This is a genomic window from Massilia niabensis (genome assembly GCF_042655085.1).
In the GTDB taxonomy this organism is placed as follows: Bacteria; Pseudomonadota; Gammaproteobacteria; order Burkholderiales; family Burkholderiaceae_D; genus Telluria; species Telluria niabensis.
On the sequence record NZ_JBHSMU010000014.1, the window covers coordinates 1 to 14,585 of the forward strand.

Annotated in this window: 11 protein-coding genes; 7 read left to right on the forward strand and 4 right to left on the reverse strand. The window is 69.9% G+C overall.

What is annotated here, in order from left to right; translation table 11 throughout:
- The 3 genes from ACFPN5_RS13165 to ACFPN5_RS13175 all read right to left on the reverse strand — a co-directional run.
- Positions 1-1,377: hypothetical protein (locus ACFPN5_RS13165; RefSeq protein ID WP_379783930.1), on the reverse strand; the 1,377-nt coding region annotated here is incomplete at its 3' end.
- Positions 1,378-1,641: 264 nt separating this feature from the next.
- Positions 1,642-2,970 (reverse strand): sigma-54 dependent transcriptional regulator, encoded by a 1,329-nt coding sequence (locus ACFPN5_RS13170; RefSeq protein ID WP_379783932.1) that lies wholly within the window; start codon positions 2,968-2,970, stop codon positions 1,642-1,644.
- Positions 2,971-3,133: 163 nt separating this feature from the next.
- Entirely contained in the window at positions 3,134-4,354 is a 1,221-nt protein-coding gene (locus ACFPN5_RS13175) for a metal-dependent hydrolase (protein WP_379783934.1), read from the reverse strand.
- Positions 4,355-4,514: 160 nt separating this feature from the next.
- On the opposite strand from ACFPN5_RS13175, the gene ACFPN5_RS13180 reads away from it, so the two are divergent.
- The 6 genes from ACFPN5_RS13180 (at position 4,515) to ACFPN5_RS13205 (ending at position 12,549) form a co-directional block, all read left to right on the forward strand.
- Entirely contained in the window at positions 4,515-6,116 is a 1,602-nt protein-coding gene (locus tag ACFPN5_RS13180; protein ID WP_379783936.1) for a methyl-accepting chemotaxis protein, read from the forward strand.
- Positions 6,117-6,207: 91 nt separating this feature from the next.
- Positions 6,208-7,674, forward strand: a complete 1,467-nt coding sequence (gene hemN, locus ACFPN5_RS13185; protein WP_379783938.1) for an oxygen-independent coproporphyrinogen III oxidase — start codon at positions 6,208-6,210, stop codon at positions 7,672-7,674.
- A gap of 2 nt (positions 7,675-7,676) precedes the next feature.
- Positions 7,677-8,453 carry a sulfite exporter TauE/SafE family protein gene (locus ACFPN5_RS13190; protein WP_379783940.1) on the forward strand — a complete coding sequence of 259 codons (777 nt, stop codon included), beginning with the start codon at positions 7,677-7,679 and terminating at the stop codon, positions 8,451-8,453.
- Complete coding sequence (locus ACFPN5_RS13195; protein WP_379783942.1) at positions 8,450-10,837, forward strand: heavy metal translocating P-type ATPase; 2,388 nt, start codon at positions 8,450-8,452, stop codon at positions 10,835-10,837. Before ACFPN5_RS13190 ends, ACFPN5_RS13195 begins: the two co-directional genes overlap by 4 nt.
- A gap of 13 nt (positions 10,838-10,850) precedes the next feature.
- The gene (gene ccoS, locus ACFPN5_RS13200; protein WP_379783944.1) at positions 10,851-11,003 is read left to right on the forward strand and encodes a cbb3-type cytochrome oxidase assembly protein CcoS; all 153 of its coding nucleotides are present in this window, start codon (positions 10,851-10,853) and stop codon (positions 11,001-11,003) included.
- 112 nt (positions 11,004-11,115) lie between these two features.
- Positions 11,116-12,549, forward strand: coding sequence for an alpha/beta fold hydrolase (locus tag ACFPN5_RS13205; RefSeq protein WP_379783945.1), 1,434 nt, complete (start codon positions 11,116-11,118; stop codon positions 12,547-12,549).
- Positions 12,550-12,577: 28 nt separating this feature from the next.
- Here ACFPN5_RS13205 and ACFPN5_RS13210 read toward each other — a convergent pair whose 3' ends face one another.
- Entirely contained in the window at positions 12,578-12,976 is a 399-nt protein-coding gene (locus ACFPN5_RS13210) for a TraR/DksA family transcriptional regulator (RefSeq protein ID WP_379783947.1), read from the reverse strand.
- Between the two features lie 118 nt (positions 12,977-13,094).
- Here ACFPN5_RS13210 and ccoN point away from each other — a divergent pair, with 118 nt between their 5' ends.
- A complete protein-coding gene (gene ccoN / locus ACFPN5_RS13215; protein ID WP_379783949.1) occupies positions 13,095-14,576 on the forward strand; it encodes a cytochrome-c oxidase, cbb3-type subunit I in 1,482 nt (493 codons plus the stop codon).
- Positions 14,577-14,585 lie beyond the last annotated feature (9 nt).

Consider the following 14,585-nt stretch of genomic DNA (forward strand, 5'->3'; position numbering starts at 1 on the left):
GGCCAGGCCCGCGCCCGTGCCGCCGGTGCCGCCGGTGGCGGTGCCGCCCGCTGCGCCCGAGCCCGCGCTGTTCGAGGCCGTCGCCCCGGAACCGCCGGCGGCACCGCTGCCACCCGATGCACCCGCGCCACCCGCGCCGCCTGCCGCGCCCGCGCCGCCTGCGCCGCCGGTGCCGGCGCCGGTCGATGCGGTGTTGGTGGCGCCGGTCACGGTGCCACCGGTGCTGGTCGAGGTGCCGCCGTCAGCTGCGCCGCCGGCGCCGCCTGTTGTATCCGGGGTCCCCGCGCCGCCCCCGCCGCCGCTGGCCATGTTGCCGCTGCCGGTGGCGCCGGCGCCGCTCGCACCGCCGCTGGCCGACGCATCGCCGACCGTGGCCGTGCCGCCTGCGCCGCCGTAGCCACCCGAAGCGCCCGCACCGCCGGTGCCGCCGGCAGCGCCGGCGCCACCGGCGCCGCCGTAGCCGCCAGTGGCCGAGCCGGTGGAGCCGCCCATGCCGCCATTGCCTGCCGCGACGCGGCCGGCATTGCCGCCGTTGCCGCCGTCGTTGCCGCCGGCGCTGCCGCCCATGCCGCCGCTGCCGGCGCCGCTCATGCCGCCGTTGCCCCCTGTGCCGCCGCCGGCGTCACCGCTCGCGCCGCCCGCACCGCCATTGCCGCCCGCCCCACCCGAGGCGCCCGAGCCGCTCGCTGCGTTCGAGGCCAGGCCGCCTGAGCCGCCGGCGCCGCCGGTCGCCGCGCCGGCGATCGCATTGCCGGTGCTGGCGCCGCCGGTGCTGGCGCTGCCGCCGGTCGAGCCGGACGCGGCTGCGCCGCCATTCCCGGTCGCACCGTTGCCGCCATCGCCGCGCGCCGCGCCGCCCATGCCGGCGGCGCCATGCCCGCCGGCCGCGTTGCCGCCGTTGGCGTTGCCGGTGTTGTTGGCGACGTTGCCGATGTTGCTGATCGCGTTGCCGCTCACGCTGCCGCTCAGGGTGCTGGTGGCGGTGGCGGTCGAGGTGTTGAACGCGTTGGCGAAGTTCGAGGTCGCGGTGGCGCCGTTGTTCGCGGCGGCCGCGCCCATCTCGCTGGCGCTGGCCGAGCCGGTGCTGCGGTTCTGGCCCGAACTGTCGCGGCTCGAGGAATCGTTGTTCATGTTCGAACGGGTACTCGAATCGTTGTTCTGGTTCGAGTTGTTGTCGGTATTGGTGGTCGTGTTGGTGGCGGTGTTCGTGGTGGTCGAGTTGTCGTCCATGCTGGCGGTGCCGCCGTCATTGGCGTTGACCCCAGGCCCGCTCTGGGTCACGGTGGTCGAGGAGTCGGTGGTCGGTTCCGTCGTCTGCGCCTGGGCATTCAAGCCGAAAGCGAGCGACAGGGCGGTAACGAGCAAGGTCTTGTTCATCAAAAATTCCCCCGGGGTGTGTGGTTGAGTTGCGGCCGGCCGTGTGCCAGCTAGACGGCTTGTTGCAAGACGGGTGCCAGTTGCGCACGCCGCTACCAAACCCTTGAAAACCAAGCACAATTTTGCCGCGAAACTGCCCGGTTCCCGGTGAAGATTGCGGTGGGGAATGTTATGCGCCGAGGGTGTGCCGGAACCGGCACAGATGTGTGTTTTTCTGGCGGGCTGGACGCGGACAGTCGCGGCGTTCGGGAACGGCAGGAAGGGTCAGGGCCGCATGCCGTGCTTGGCCAGCAGCCGGTACATCGTGGTGCGCGAGACGCCGAGGTCGCGCGCGGCGCGGCTGACGTTCTGGCCACTGCGGTCGAGGCAGGTACGGATCGCGTGGCGCTCCGAGCTGCAGCGCGCGTCGTCGAGGACGGCTTCGATCGGGGGCGAGGGCAACACCAGGTCGAGGTCATCGGGCTCGATCCATTTACCGTCGGCCATGACGAGCGCGCGCCGCACGCGGTTGATCAGCTCGCGCACATTGCCGGGCCAGCCGTGCGCGGCCATCGCGGCCAGCGCGCGGTTGCTGAAGCCCTTCAGGCGCGGCGACTTGTCGGCTGCATGCAGGTGGAAAAAGTGTTCCGCCAGCTCGACCAGGTCGGCACGGCGCTCGCGCAGCGAGGGGACCGTGACCGGCAACACCGACAAGCGGTAATACAGGTCTTCGCGAAAATCGCCGCGCGCGACCGCCTGTTGCAGGTTCACGTGCGACGCCGAAATCACGCGCACGTCCACGGCAATGGCGCGCGTCGACCCGACCCTGGTGATGGTTTTATCCTGCAGGAAGCGCAGCAGGTTCGCCTGCAAGTCCTTCGGCAAGTCGCCGATCTCGTCCAGGAAGAGGGTGCCGCCGTTGGCCGACTCGATGAGGCCGACCTTGTCGCGCGCCGCCCCCGTGAAGGCGCCGCGTTCGTAGCCGAAGAGCTCGGAATGGATCAGGTTGGGGGCGATGGCGCCGCAGTTGATCGGCACCAGCGGGCCGGTCGCGCGCAGCGACTGGCGGTGGATGGCCTGCGCCGTGAGTTCCTTGCCGCTGCCGCTTTCGCCCCAGATCAGCACCGGGGCGTCGACCTTGGCGACCCGCTCGACCTGGCTGCGCAGGCGCTGCATGGTGTCGCCGCTGCCGATGAGCGCCGAGGGCGCCATCGCGCGGGGCGGGCGCGGGCGCGGGCGGCGCAGCAGCGCGTGCCCGTGGACGTGGCCGAGCGTATGGGTGAGGCGGCGGGTGTCGAGCGGCAGCGTGTGGTAATCGTACAGGTAGTCGGCGACCAGGTCGCGCGCGGCGGGAACGGCCAGCGCCTCCCGGCCGAACACGCCGATCCACTGGACATGGCTGTGCTGGCGCAGGAAACGGTCGACTTCGAGATGGGGCCGCGACCCGATCACGTGCACCAGCAGCCCGACCAGCCAGCCGTCCTGGCGCAAGGCGCCGCGCGCTTCGTCGAAACCGCGCACGATGTGGATCTGCCATTCGGGCATCGCCGCGCGCAGGAGCTCGACCGCGCCGGTATTGTCGGGTGCAATGCAGAGTAATCGTTTCGGAACCATCCAATCCCCCACGGTTGGGATGCGCCGCCGCGCATGGTCGGACTGCCGCTGCAATGTAACTGTGGGTAAGCATACTGCATAATCCGGCCGAGCAAGCGGCCATGGTGGCGGCCGTGGGTTCTTACCAACTCGACAATGCGCGGGGCTTGACCGGAGCGCCGGACTAGTGCAAGCCGAGGAGGTCGGCGCGCGGGTAGCCCCAGCCCGGCACCGGGGCCGGGCAGGGGGCGCCGGCCTGCGCCGCATACGGGAGCGTGGAAAAGTTCGGCGCGCCCGGCAGGCCGTAGCGCACGTCCGTGGCCGCGCCCTTCGCCAGCGAGGGCGCACGCGCGAAGCGCAGCCAGGCGTCGACCCGGCAGTCGTTGGCGCGCAGGGCGCGCAGGCGGGCGACGGAACCGCGCTCGTCCCAGGCCCAGGCGAGCGGCATCCGTCCGGGCCCCACCTGCACGCCGGCAATCGAGACTGGGCAACTGGCCGGCGGGTTCCACGCCGGCGCCAGGCTGAGCACGCCGCGCCGGATGCGGTAGCCCCCGGCTCCGTCGTGGGTGACGGCAATTGCGCCCCAGCACAGCGGATTGGCCGGAAAGGCCGACAGCGGCAGGTCGAGGATGCGCGCGCCCGGGTCTTCGCGGCGCAGGGCGGCAACCAGTTCGCCACGCGCCAGCTGCGCCATCGCGCCCTGCAGCAGGACGAAGGAGGCCACCAGTCCCACCCCGGCCAGCAGCGCCCCGCGTTCCCCGATACGGCGCGTGAGCAGCTGCGCCAGCGCCCACAGCGCCGCGAGACCCGCGAACGATCCCCACTGCAAGTGCCCGGTGAATACGAACAACAGCGGCACCGCGATCAGCAAGCCGAGCAGGAGGCGCCGCCGGCGCGGCGCGGCCACGTGCGCGGCCAGCGGCGTGCCGAGGGCCAGCCAGAACACCGGCTCGACGATGAACACCATGTCGCCGTAATACCAGCGCGGATCGAAGGGGGCGAACGGGTGGATGCCGTACACGTTGAGGGCGTCCATGCCCAGGTGCAGCAGCAGGCCGAGGACCGTTGCGGCCAGCAGCCCATGCCGTGCCGGCGCGCCGGTCCGGAGCAGTGTCCGCGCCTTCGGCCAGAACGCCCGGAGCGCCGCCAGCAGCAGCAGCGCCTGCGGCAGCGCGTACAGCAGCGTATGCGTGTGGCCGCGGTGGTGCAGCAGGTAGCCGAGCGGCTCCGGGGCGAGCGGGGTCAGCACCAGGTCGAGGTCCGGGAAGTTGCTGGCCAGCGCGCCGCAGGTGAGCAGCAGGCGGCGCCGGGTGGCGGCGCGATCGGGGTCGGGCTCGGTGCGCAGCACGCGGTGGGTCAGCTCGCCAAGCGCGAGTCCGACCAGGGAATGGGTCAGGTTATCCATATTGCAATGGTAGCACCGGCTGGCCTTGTGGCGGACAGAGCAGAAACTGGCGGTTTCGAACAGTCAAGGATAATTTTTTGATCCACATCAAAGTTTCTGTCCAACCTGTCCGCATAGAATCGGCGTTTGAATTTTGCCGTATGGCAATACAGGAGGCGCAGTGCGCAACAGTTTGCCGGTTACCGGTATCGAATACCGGATGGAAGCGGGCCAGTCGATCGTGTCGAAGACCGACACCAGGGGCCGCATCACCTATGTCAACCCGGCCTTCATCGAGGTCAGCGGGTTTCCCGAAGCCGAACTGCTGGGCAAGGCGCACAACATCGTGCGCCACCCCGACATGCCGCCCGAAGCCTTTGCCGACCTCTGGCGCACGCTCCAGGCGGGCGGGCCCTGGACCGGGATGGTCAAGAACCGCCGCAAGAACGGCGACTTCTACTGGGTCGTCGCCAACGTCGTGCCGGTCAAGGAAGACGGACGCGTAGTCGGCTACATGTCGGTGCGCACGGCGCCGACGCGCGGGCAGGTCGCCGCCGCAAGCGAGCTGTACGAGAAATTCCGTGCAGGAGAGCAAGGCGCGCTGGCAATCCGCGGCGGGCGCGCCGTGCGCACAGGCTGGCGTGCGCGCCTTCAGGACCTGCTGCGCCTGCCGCTCGGCCGGCGCCTGGCGCTGGCGATGGGAATGCAGGCGCTGCTGCTGGCGGCGCTTGGCCTGGCTGCCGACGGCATGCCCTGGCGCATCCTGGCCGCGCTCGGCGTACTGGCCACCTTCGCCGCCTGGGCCAGCCTGCGCCGCGCGATCCTGGCGCCGCTGCGCACGGCGACCGAGGCCGTGTATGCGCTTGCCGGCGGCGACCTGTCGCATCTGCCGCAAGCGGGCGGCAGCGACGAATTCGCCCAGCTGCTGCGCGCGCTACGCCAGCTCAACATCAACCTGCAGGCGATCGTCGGCGACGTGCGCAGCAATGTGCGCTCGATCGAGCAGACGACGCGCGACATCGCCGCCGGCAACCTCGACCTCGCCGGCCGCACCGAAGCGCAGGCGGCCAGCCTCGAGCAGACGGCGGCCAGCCTGGGCCAGATCGCGGCGGCAGCCCAGCACAACACGGCCGGCGCCGTGCGCGCCGACGAGCTGGTCGGGGTGGCGGCCACGGTCGCCGGGCGCGGCGGGCAGGCGGTCGACAGCGTCGGCGCCACGATGGGACAGATCAGCGCCTCGGCCACGCGCATCGTCGACATCATCGGCCTGATCGACGGCATTGCCTTCCAGACGAATATCCTGGCGCTGAACGCCGCGGTCGAGGCGGCCCGTGCCGGCGAGCAGGGGCGTGGCTTCGCCGTCGTGGCCGGCGAAGTGCGCAGCCTGGCCCAGCGCTCGGCCGGTGCCGCCAGGGAAATCAAGGGCCTGATCGAGGAGTCGGCGCGCCAGGTCGGCGCCGGCGACGCGCTCGTGGGCGAAGCGGGCCAGACGATGCGGCAGGTGGTCGGCTCGGTGCAGGGCGCCGCCGCCATCATGCACGACATCACGCTGGCCAGCCGCGAACAGGGCAGCGGCATCGCCCAGGTGAACGCGGCCATGGCCGAACTGGACGCCATCACCCGCCAGAACGCGCTGCTGGTCGAGCAATCGGCGGCCGACTCGAACAGTGTGGCCGAGCAGGCGGCGCACCTGGCGCAGGCGCTGGCGGTATTCAAGTTCGGGAGCCGCCAGCCGGCCGGGGCCGGACAGCCGCACGCTGCCGCCCAGCTCCGCGGATTTTGATCCAAATCAAGGATTTTGCACACTGGCATCAATAGACTCCTCTCATCAAGCCGGCCGCACCCCGTGGCCCGGCAGGCAGCAGGAGTTCCAGATGCATCCTCACGCAGTTTCGTATCAAGCCAGCCGCGCGCCGGCCCAGTTCACGAGCAGGGTCGACTTCGACGCCGGGCTGGTCGGGCGCCTCGGCAAGAACGGGCCGCGCTACACCTCGTACCCGACCGCCGACCGCTTCACCGATGGCTTCGGCTACCGCGACTATCTGCACGCGGTCGCGTCGGTACGCACGCGCGGTGCCGCGCGCCCGCTGTCGCTCTACCTGCACATTCCGTTCTGCAACACGGTCTGCTACTACTGCGCCTGCAACAAGATCGTCACCAAAAACCGCGAGAAGGCGGCCACCTATCTCGGCTATCTGAAGCGCGAGATCGCCATGCAGGGCGCGCTGTTCGCCGGTATCAACGAGGTCGAGCAGCTGCACTTCGGCGGCGGCACCCCGACCTACTTGCTGGATGAACAGATGGACGAGCTGATGACGCACCTGCGCCGCAACTTCAGCTTTGCACCCGACGCGGTGGGCGAGTATTCGATCGAGGTCGACCCGCGCACCGTGTCGGCCGGACGCGTGCACAAGCTGCGGCAGCAGGGTTTCAACCGCATCAGCCTGGGCGTGCAGGACTTCGATCCGGAAGTGCAAAAGGCGGTGAACCGGGTGCAGCCCGAGCCTGAAACACGTGCCATCATCGCGGCGGCGCGCGCGGCCGGTTTTCGCTCGGTCAGCATCGACCTGATCTACGGCCTGCCGAAGCAGAGCCTGGCGACGATGGCCGCCACCCTCGAGAAAGTGATCGACGCCAATCCCGACCGCATCGCGCTCTACCACTATGCCCACCTGCCGCACCTGTTCAAGCCGCAGCGGCGCATCCTCGATGCCGACATGCCCGCCAGCGAGGAGAAGCTCGCCATGCTGGCGCTGTGCATCGAGCGCCTCACCGGCGCCGGCTATGTCTACATCGGCATGGACCACTTCGCCAAGCCCGGGGACGATCTCGCCGTGGCCCAGCGCCAGGGCCGCCTGCACCGCAATTTCCAGGGTTACTCGACCCATGCCGACAGCGACCTGGTGTCCTGCGGCGTCTCGGCCATCAGCGCCGTAGGCGCGACCTACAGCCAGAACGCCAAGACGCTCGACGCCTATTACGAGGCGCTCGACAACAACGAGCTGCCCATCGTGCGCGGCGTGGCCCTGGGCCTGGACGACCTGCTGCGGCGCGCGATCATCGGCAAGCTGATGTGCCAGTTCGAGCTGTCGATCCCGGCCATCGAACAGGCCTTCCCGATCGTGTTCGCCGACTACTTCGCGACTGAGCTGGCGGCGCTGCGCAAGCTCGAGGCGGATGGCCTGGTCACCGTCGACGGGCAGTGGCTGTCGGTGACGATGCGCGGGCGCCTCCTGATCCGCAATGTCTGCATGGTGTTCGACCGCTACCTGGCCATGCCCGCGCCGGCGCGCCATCCTGCGGGGCCCGCTTCCATTCCGCGCTATTCGCGCACGCTCTGACGATGGGCCTGCACCTGTTCCCCGTGTTCGTGGTCGGCCTGCTCGGCAGCGTCCACTGCGCCGGCATGTGCGGCGGGATCGCCGGCGCGCTGTCGCTGGCGCCGCCGCGCGCGCGTCCGGGTGTGGTGGTGCGCCTGCGCACGGTCGGCGCCAACCATCCAGGCCCGCCGCTGCTGCGCACCGCCGCCTACAACACGGGGCGCATCGCGAGCTATGCGGCCGCGGGCGCGCTGGCCGGCGGCCTGGGCGGGGCGGCGGTGTCGCTCGCGGCGCTCCCGGCCCTGCAAGCCGGCGTCTTGTGGCTGGCGAACCTGATGCTGGTCGCGCTCGGCCTGTACCTGATGGATGCCTGGCGCGGCATCGCCCGCATCGAGGCGATGGGGCAGATGCTGTGGCGCCAGGTCGCGCCGGCGCTGCGCCGGGTCGGCCCGCCGGATACGGCAGGCAGGATGCTGGTCGCCGGCGCCCTGTGGGGCTGGCTGCCCTGCGCCATGGTCTACAGCGTGCTGGTCACCGCCATGCTGAGCGGATCGGCCGCATCGGGCGCTGCCGTCATGCTTGCCTTTGGCCTCGGCACGTTGCCGATGATGATGGCACTCGGTCTTGCCGGCGCGCGCCTGCGCGGCTGGCTCGGCCTGCGCGCGGTGCGCCTGTGCTGCGGCGCCGTGGTGCTGGGCTTCGGCCTGCTCGGCCTGGCACGCGCGGCGGGCGGGCTGCCCGCGAGCTGGCTTGAAGCTGTATGCATCGCTCCGGGGATGGCCCCCGAATTGGCCCAATGAACGCCATTGCCCGCGAAGTCGCCGGCTGTTTCCACTGCGGCCTGCCGTTGCCGGAGGGGCCGCGCTGGCAGGCCCGCATCGACGGGGCCGGGCGCGACATGTGCTGCCCAGGCTGCGCGGCCGCGGCGGAGGCGATCGTCGATGCCGGCTGCGACGCCTACTACGCCACCCGCACGGGCTTCGGCGCGCGCGTCGAGGCGGCCGACGCCCCCGAGCTGGCCCTCTTCGACGAGGACTGCAACGCGGGGGAGGGCAGCTTCACGGTCGAGGGCATCCGTTGCGCCGCCTGCGTGTGGCTGATCGAGCGCCGCATCGATGCCTTGCCCGGCGTGCTGGAGGCGGCATTGAACGTCAGCGCGCGGCGTCTGCAGGTGCGCTGGGATCCCGGCCACTGCAGCGTCAGCGCCATCCTGCGCGCCTTGCGCGCGATCGGCTACACGGCCTATCCTTATGACCCCCGGCGCCACGGTGAGCACCTGGCGCGCGAGCGCCGCGCGCTGTTTCGCCAGCTGTTCGTGGCCGGCCTGTCGATGATGCAGGTCATGATGTACGCGGTGCCGGTGTACATGGCCACCGACGGCACGATGGACGCGCACATGACCGCCCTGATGGGCTGGGCCTCGATGCTGCTGACCTTGCCGGCCCTGCTGTATTCGGCCCGCCCTTTCTTCCTCGGGGCCTGGCGCGACCTGCGGCGCGGCCTGCCCGGCATGGACCTGCCGGTGGCGCTGGGCATCGCCGCCGCCTTTGCCGGCAGCACCGCCTCGCTGCTGGCGGGCGGGGCCGACCTGTATTTCGATTCGGTCACGATGTTCGTGTTCCTGCTGCTGGCCAGCCGCTACCTGGAGCTGGGCGCGCGCCGCCGTGCCGCCGGCGCCCTCGAGGCCTTGCAGGAAGGCCTGCCGGCATCGGCGCAGCGCCTGCCGCGCTGGCCGCAGGAGCGCACGACGGAACTGGTGCTGGCGAGCGCGCTGCGTCCGGGCGATGCGGTACTGGTCGCGCCCGGCCAGGCTGCGCCGGCCGACGGCGCCATCGTCGAGGGCGAGACCGAGGTCGACCTGGCGCTGCTCACCGGCGAAAGCCGCACGAAGCACATGGGGCCGGGCGACCTGTTGCCGGGCGGCGCCGTCAACGTGGCGCAGCCAGTGGTGCTGCGGGTGCAGGCTGCGGCGCGCGACAGCACGCTGGCGCTGCTGGTGCGCCTGGCCGGGAAGGCAGGGCAGGGCAAACCCGCGATCGCGCTCTGGGCCGACCGTGTCGCCGCCTGGTCGGTCGTGGCGCTGCTGGTGCTGACGGTGCTGGTGTTCGTGTCCTGGCAGCTGGTGGATCCGGCACGCGCCTGGCCAGCGGCGATCGCGGTGCTGGTCGTCACCTGCCCGTGCGCACTGTCGCTGGCCACGCCGACTGCCCTGGCGGCCGCCACCGACAGCCTGTTGCGGCGCGGCGTGCTGGCGGTCAGCCCGCACACGCTCGAAACCTTCGAGCGCGCCACCCACGTCGTGTTCGACAAGACGGGTACGCTGACCCTGGGCCGGCCGCGTCTCCTTGCCGCCTGCGTGCTGAATGCCCCGGACGCGGCCTGGGCGCTGCGCGTGGCGGCAGGCCTCGAAGCCGGCAATGCCCATCCGCTGGCCAGGGCGCTGCAAGCGGCGGCGCCGCCCGGCGCCTGCGCGGAAAACGTCTCGTATGTGCTGGGGCGGGGCATCGGGGGCAGCGTCGACGGCGTGCGCTACCGTCTCGGGAGCGGGGCCTTTGTCGCGGAGCTTGCCGGGCCCGTCCCGTTGCACGATGCGCCGCTCGATGCCAGCATTGTCTGGCTTGGGTCCGGCGCCGGCTGGCTGGCGCGTTTCGACATCGCCGATGCGCTGCGCCCTGAGGCTGCCGCTGTCGTGCGCCGCCTGGAAGCGGCCGGCAAGACCGTAGTCCTGCTCAGCGGCGACACGGCCGAGGCGACCGCCGCCCTGGCCGCGCAGCTTGGCATCAAACTGGCGGCCGGCGGCCAGCTGCCAGCCGACAAGCTCGACTTCGTGCGCCGCCTGCAAGGGGCAGGGGCGGTGGTGGCGATGGTGGGCGACGGCAGCAACGACGCGGCGGTGCTGCGCGGCGCCGACGTCTCCTTCGCCATGGGCAGCGGCGCGCCGCTGGCGCAGCTGCATGCCGACGGCGTGCTGCTCGGCGACAGCCTCGCGCCCCTGCTCGACGCGGCCGATACGGCGCGCCGCACGCTGCGCGTGATCCGCCAGAACCTGGCCTGGGCCAGCGCCTACAACCTGGTCGCGATCCCCGCCGCCGCGGCCGGCCTGCTCAACCCCTGGCTGTCCTCGATCGGCATGGCGGCCAGCTCGGCCATCGTCGTGCTCAACGCACTGCGCCTGAGGACATAACTGAGGAAACAAGATGGAAGCCCTGTACCTGCTGATTCCGCTGAGCGTGGTCCTGGTGGCGCTGGCGCTGTGGATCTTTTTCGGGGCCGCCGACAGCGGCCAGTTCGAGGACCTGGAGGGCCCGGCATTGCGCGTGCTGCGCGACGACGACAGCGCCAACAGCTAGCCGGATGGCGCCTTTTTCATGCGCCTTGCATGGAATCGAGCGCCGAATTAGTTCGTTCTCGACAATTAGTTGCTCTAGGGTTAGGCTGGCTTTTTTGCAACGACTGGCCTCCATGAAAACGCTGAACCGTACCATTGCCCTGGCGCTGCTGTCGCTGGGAACTGCCTGCGCCGCGCACGCTGTCGAATTCAAGCCGTGCCCGGAGGCCGCCACCGATCCCGCCCTCGCGGGCAGCGTCTGCGCCGTCGAGCAGGTGCCCGCCGATCCCTCTGGTGCCGCCGGCGGCGCTGGTACGCCGGGCACGGTTTCGCTGTTCGTGCGCAAGTTTCCAGCGCCAGGCGTGGCGCGTGGCCAGGTCTGGATGATCCACGGCGGCCCGGGCGAGCCGGGTGCCGGGTTCTATGCGCTGGTGCCGACACTGCGCGAGACCTTCCCTGGCTTCGACCTGGTCATGCCCGACCATCGCGGCACCGGCTTTTCGACCCGCATGTGCCCGCTCGAGGAGGCGCCCGCTTCGCCCGCCGGCACCGCCCTGGAAGGCGCCGAGTGGGTAAGCTGTTATGCCCACCTGAACGCGAACCCGGCACACACCCGGCAGTTCTCGCTGACGAATGCGGCGCACGACCTGAAGCGCCTGCTCGAACGCACGCCGCGCAAGGGGAAAACCTATGTGTACGGCGTTTCCTATGGCACCCAGCTGGTGCTGCGCACGCTGGTGCTGGGCGCGCAGCACATCGACGGCGTCATCCTCGATTCGCTGGTGCCCCTGCAGGACGACGACAAGGCCGACCTGAGCCGCCGTTCGCTGGTGGCGGACGCCGTCGGCCGCCGGCGGCTGGCAGACTGCGATGCCGACCCGCGCTGCAGCGCGCGCATGGGCGAACGGGCCGAGGCAGTCTATCGCCGGGTGCTGGCGCGCGTCGACAAGGAGCCGCAGCTGCTGGCGGCGATCCCTGGCGGGAACCTGAAGCAATTTTTCGGCAACATCCTCGACCTGCCGAGCGCCGGTTCGCAGCTTCCCTACCTGATCAAGGACATCGAGGAGGGCAAGGGTGACTGGGCGAAGGGCGTGCTGGCCGGCGTCGACAAGGACATGGCGACGCTCGGATCCTTTCCCCAGTCGCCGCCGTCGATACCGCTGGTCATGCTCATCACCGCTTCTGAAAACAACCTGCAGCCGGGCCGCACCGCGAAAGAGGTCGTCGCGGAAGAAGGCGACCTGCTGTTCGCCAGCAGTTTGCCGGGCTTCGCGGTGAACGTATCGATGCCACTGTATGGGCGCGACGCGTTGTTCGCGCAGCTGCCCGCGCGCCTGCCGCCGACGCTCGTGATCCACGGCGACCGCGACGCCAGGACCCCGCATGACGCCGCCCTGCGCCATATCGAGCGCCTGCGCAAGGCCGGTCCGGTCCGGCTCCATACGGCCAGGGGAGTGGGGCACTTCGTGCTATGGGCGGACCGGGGCTGCGCCAAGGCCGTGGTGACGTCGTTCGTGCTCGGCACGAAGGGCCGCGGCGCCTGCGCCAAAGCCGTGCTCCCGCACTAGAAGGCGCCGAGCGGCGCCCCGGGCCGTCTTACATCGTCGGCCCGCGCCCGCCGCCGCTTTCCTGCTCGATGCGTTCCTGGCAGGCGATGCAGGTCTGCGCCGTGGGCGTGGCCAGCAGGCGCTGTTCCGGGATCTCGCAGCCGCACGACATACAAATGCCGTAGCCGCCGGACTCGAGGCGGCCGATGGCGGCGTCGATCTCGTGCAGCAGGGCGGTCTCGTGGTCGGCGAAATGCTGCTCGTCGTGGGCGGTCATTTCGGCTTCGGCGCCATCGTCGCCCGTTACCATGTGGGCGCCGGGGGCGATCTGGGGCGGGTCGTCGCCGTCGGAGCCGGTACGCGAGCGGATGGTGGCGAGCGTGGCTTCGCGGCTTTGCTGCAGGCGCTGGGCGATTTCTTCGTGCAGGGATTGCGAAATAGGCGGCATCGAGTTATTCCTTGTGTCCCAAGTGAAACTGAACATTTTGATTCACATCAAGGATTTTTAAGGTCCAGAAATCTACTCTCCCCCCTGTCAATTCAGGGAATCCTATAGGGAGAGTATCGTGGAAGGCAGTCTAAACTATAACTACAAGATCGTGCGCCAGTTTGCCATCGCCACGGTCGTGTGGGGCGTCATCGGCATGGCCGCCGGCGTCTTCATCGCGGCCCAACTGGCCTGGCCCGCGCTCAACTTCGATGTCGCCTGGCTGTCCTACGGGCGCCTGCGCCCGCTGCACACCAACGCCGTCATCTTCGCCTTCGGCATCTGCGGCCTGTTCGCCACCTCGTATTACGTGGTGCAGCGCACCTGCCAGGTGCGGCTGTTCTCCGACCGGCTCGCCGCCTTCACCTTCTGGGGCTGGCAGGCGGTGCTGGTGGCGGCCGCGATCACGCTGCCGATGGGTTTTACGCGCGGCAAGGAATACGCCGAGCTGGAGTGGCCGATCGCGATCCTCATCACGGTTGTCTGGGTGGCCTATGCCGTGGTCTTCTTCGGCACCATCGTCAAGCGCAAGGTGCAGCACATCTATGTCGCCAACTGGTTCTTTGGCGGCTACATCATCGCCGTCGCCGTGCTGCACGTGGTGAACGGCGCCGTGGTGCCGGTCTCGGCCTTCAAGTCCTATCCGGTATATGCCGGCGTGCAGGACGCCATGATCCAGTGGTGGTACGGCCATAACGCGGTCGGCTTCATCCTCACGGCCGGCTACCTCGGCATGGTCTACTACTTCATCCCGAAGCAGGCCGAGCGCCCGGTGTACTCCTACCGCCTGTCAATCGTCCATTTCTGGGCGCTGATCTTCACCTACATGTGGGCCGGTCCCCACCACCTGCACTACACCGCGCTGCCCGACTGGACCCAATCGCTGGGCATGGTGTTTTCCCTGATCCTGCTCGCGCCTTCGTGGGGCGGCATGATCAATGGCGTGATGACGCTCTCGGGCGCCTGGCACAAGCTGCGCTCGGACCCGATCCTGAAGTTCCTGATCGTCTCGCTGTCGTTCTACGGCATGGCCACCTTCGAGGGGCCGATGATGTCGATCAAGACCATCAATTCGCTGTCGCACTACACCGACTGGACCATCGCCCACGTGCACGCCGGCGCGCTGGGCTGGGTCGGCTTCATCACGATGGGGTCGATCTATTACCTGATCCCGCGCCTGGCCGGGAAAAAGACGATGTGGAGCCTGCCATTGGTTGAAGCCCATTTTTGGGTCGCCACCATCGGCATCGTGCTCTACATCGCATCAATGTGGATCGCCGGCGTGATGCAGGGCCTGATGTGGCGCGCGGTGAATGCCGACGGCACGCTCACCTATACCTTCGCCGAGAGCGTCAAGGCGACCTACCCGTACTACGTGATCCGCTTCACGGGCGGCTTGCTGTACCTGTCGGGAATGGCGCTGATGGCCTTCAATACCTGGAAGACGCTGGCCGGCACGGTCAACGTCGACGCCCCGATCCCGCAAGCGCACAAGCCGCGCGGGCCGCACGATAGCGGCGCCCCGGCCCCAGCCCCAGCCACCGTCGCGGCGCACGCCTGAACCTGAAAG

What these genes read in the sequence shown, in the direction of transcription:
- ACFPN5_RS13170 (WP_379783932.1), bottom strand. Translation starts at nt 2,970, where the DNA reads ATGGTTCCGAAACGATTACTCTGCATTGCACCCGACAATACCGGCGCG.
- ACFPN5_RS13175 (WP_379783934.1), bottom strand. Translation starts at nt 4,354, where the DNA reads ATGGATAACCTGACCCATTCCCTGGTCGGACTCGCGCTTGGCGAGCTG.
- hemN (WP_379783938.1), top strand. Translation starts at nt 6,208, where the DNA reads ATGCATCCTCACGCAGTTTCGTATCAAGCCAGCCGCGCGCCGGCCCAG.
- ACFPN5_RS13190 (WP_379783940.1), top strand. Translation starts at nt 7,677, where the DNA reads ATGGGCCTGCACCTGTTCCCCGTGTTCGTGGTCGGCCTGCTCGGCAGC.
- ACFPN5_RS13195 (WP_379783942.1), top strand. Translation starts at nt 8,450, where the DNA reads ATGAACGCCATTGCCCGCGAAGTCGCCGGCTGTTTCCACTGCGGCCTG.
- ccoS (WP_379783944.1), top strand. Translation starts at nt 10,851, where the DNA reads ATGGAAGCCCTGTACCTGCTGATTCCGCTGAGCGTGGTCCTGGTGGCG.
- ACFPN5_RS13205 (WP_379783945.1), top strand. Translation starts at nt 11,116, where the DNA reads ATGAAAACGCTGAACCGTACCATTGCCCTGGCGCTGCTGTCGCTGGGA.
- ACFPN5_RS13210 (WP_379783947.1), bottom strand. Translation starts at nt 12,976, where the DNA reads ATGCCGCCTATTTCGCAATCCCTGCACGAAGAAATCGCCCAGCGCCTG.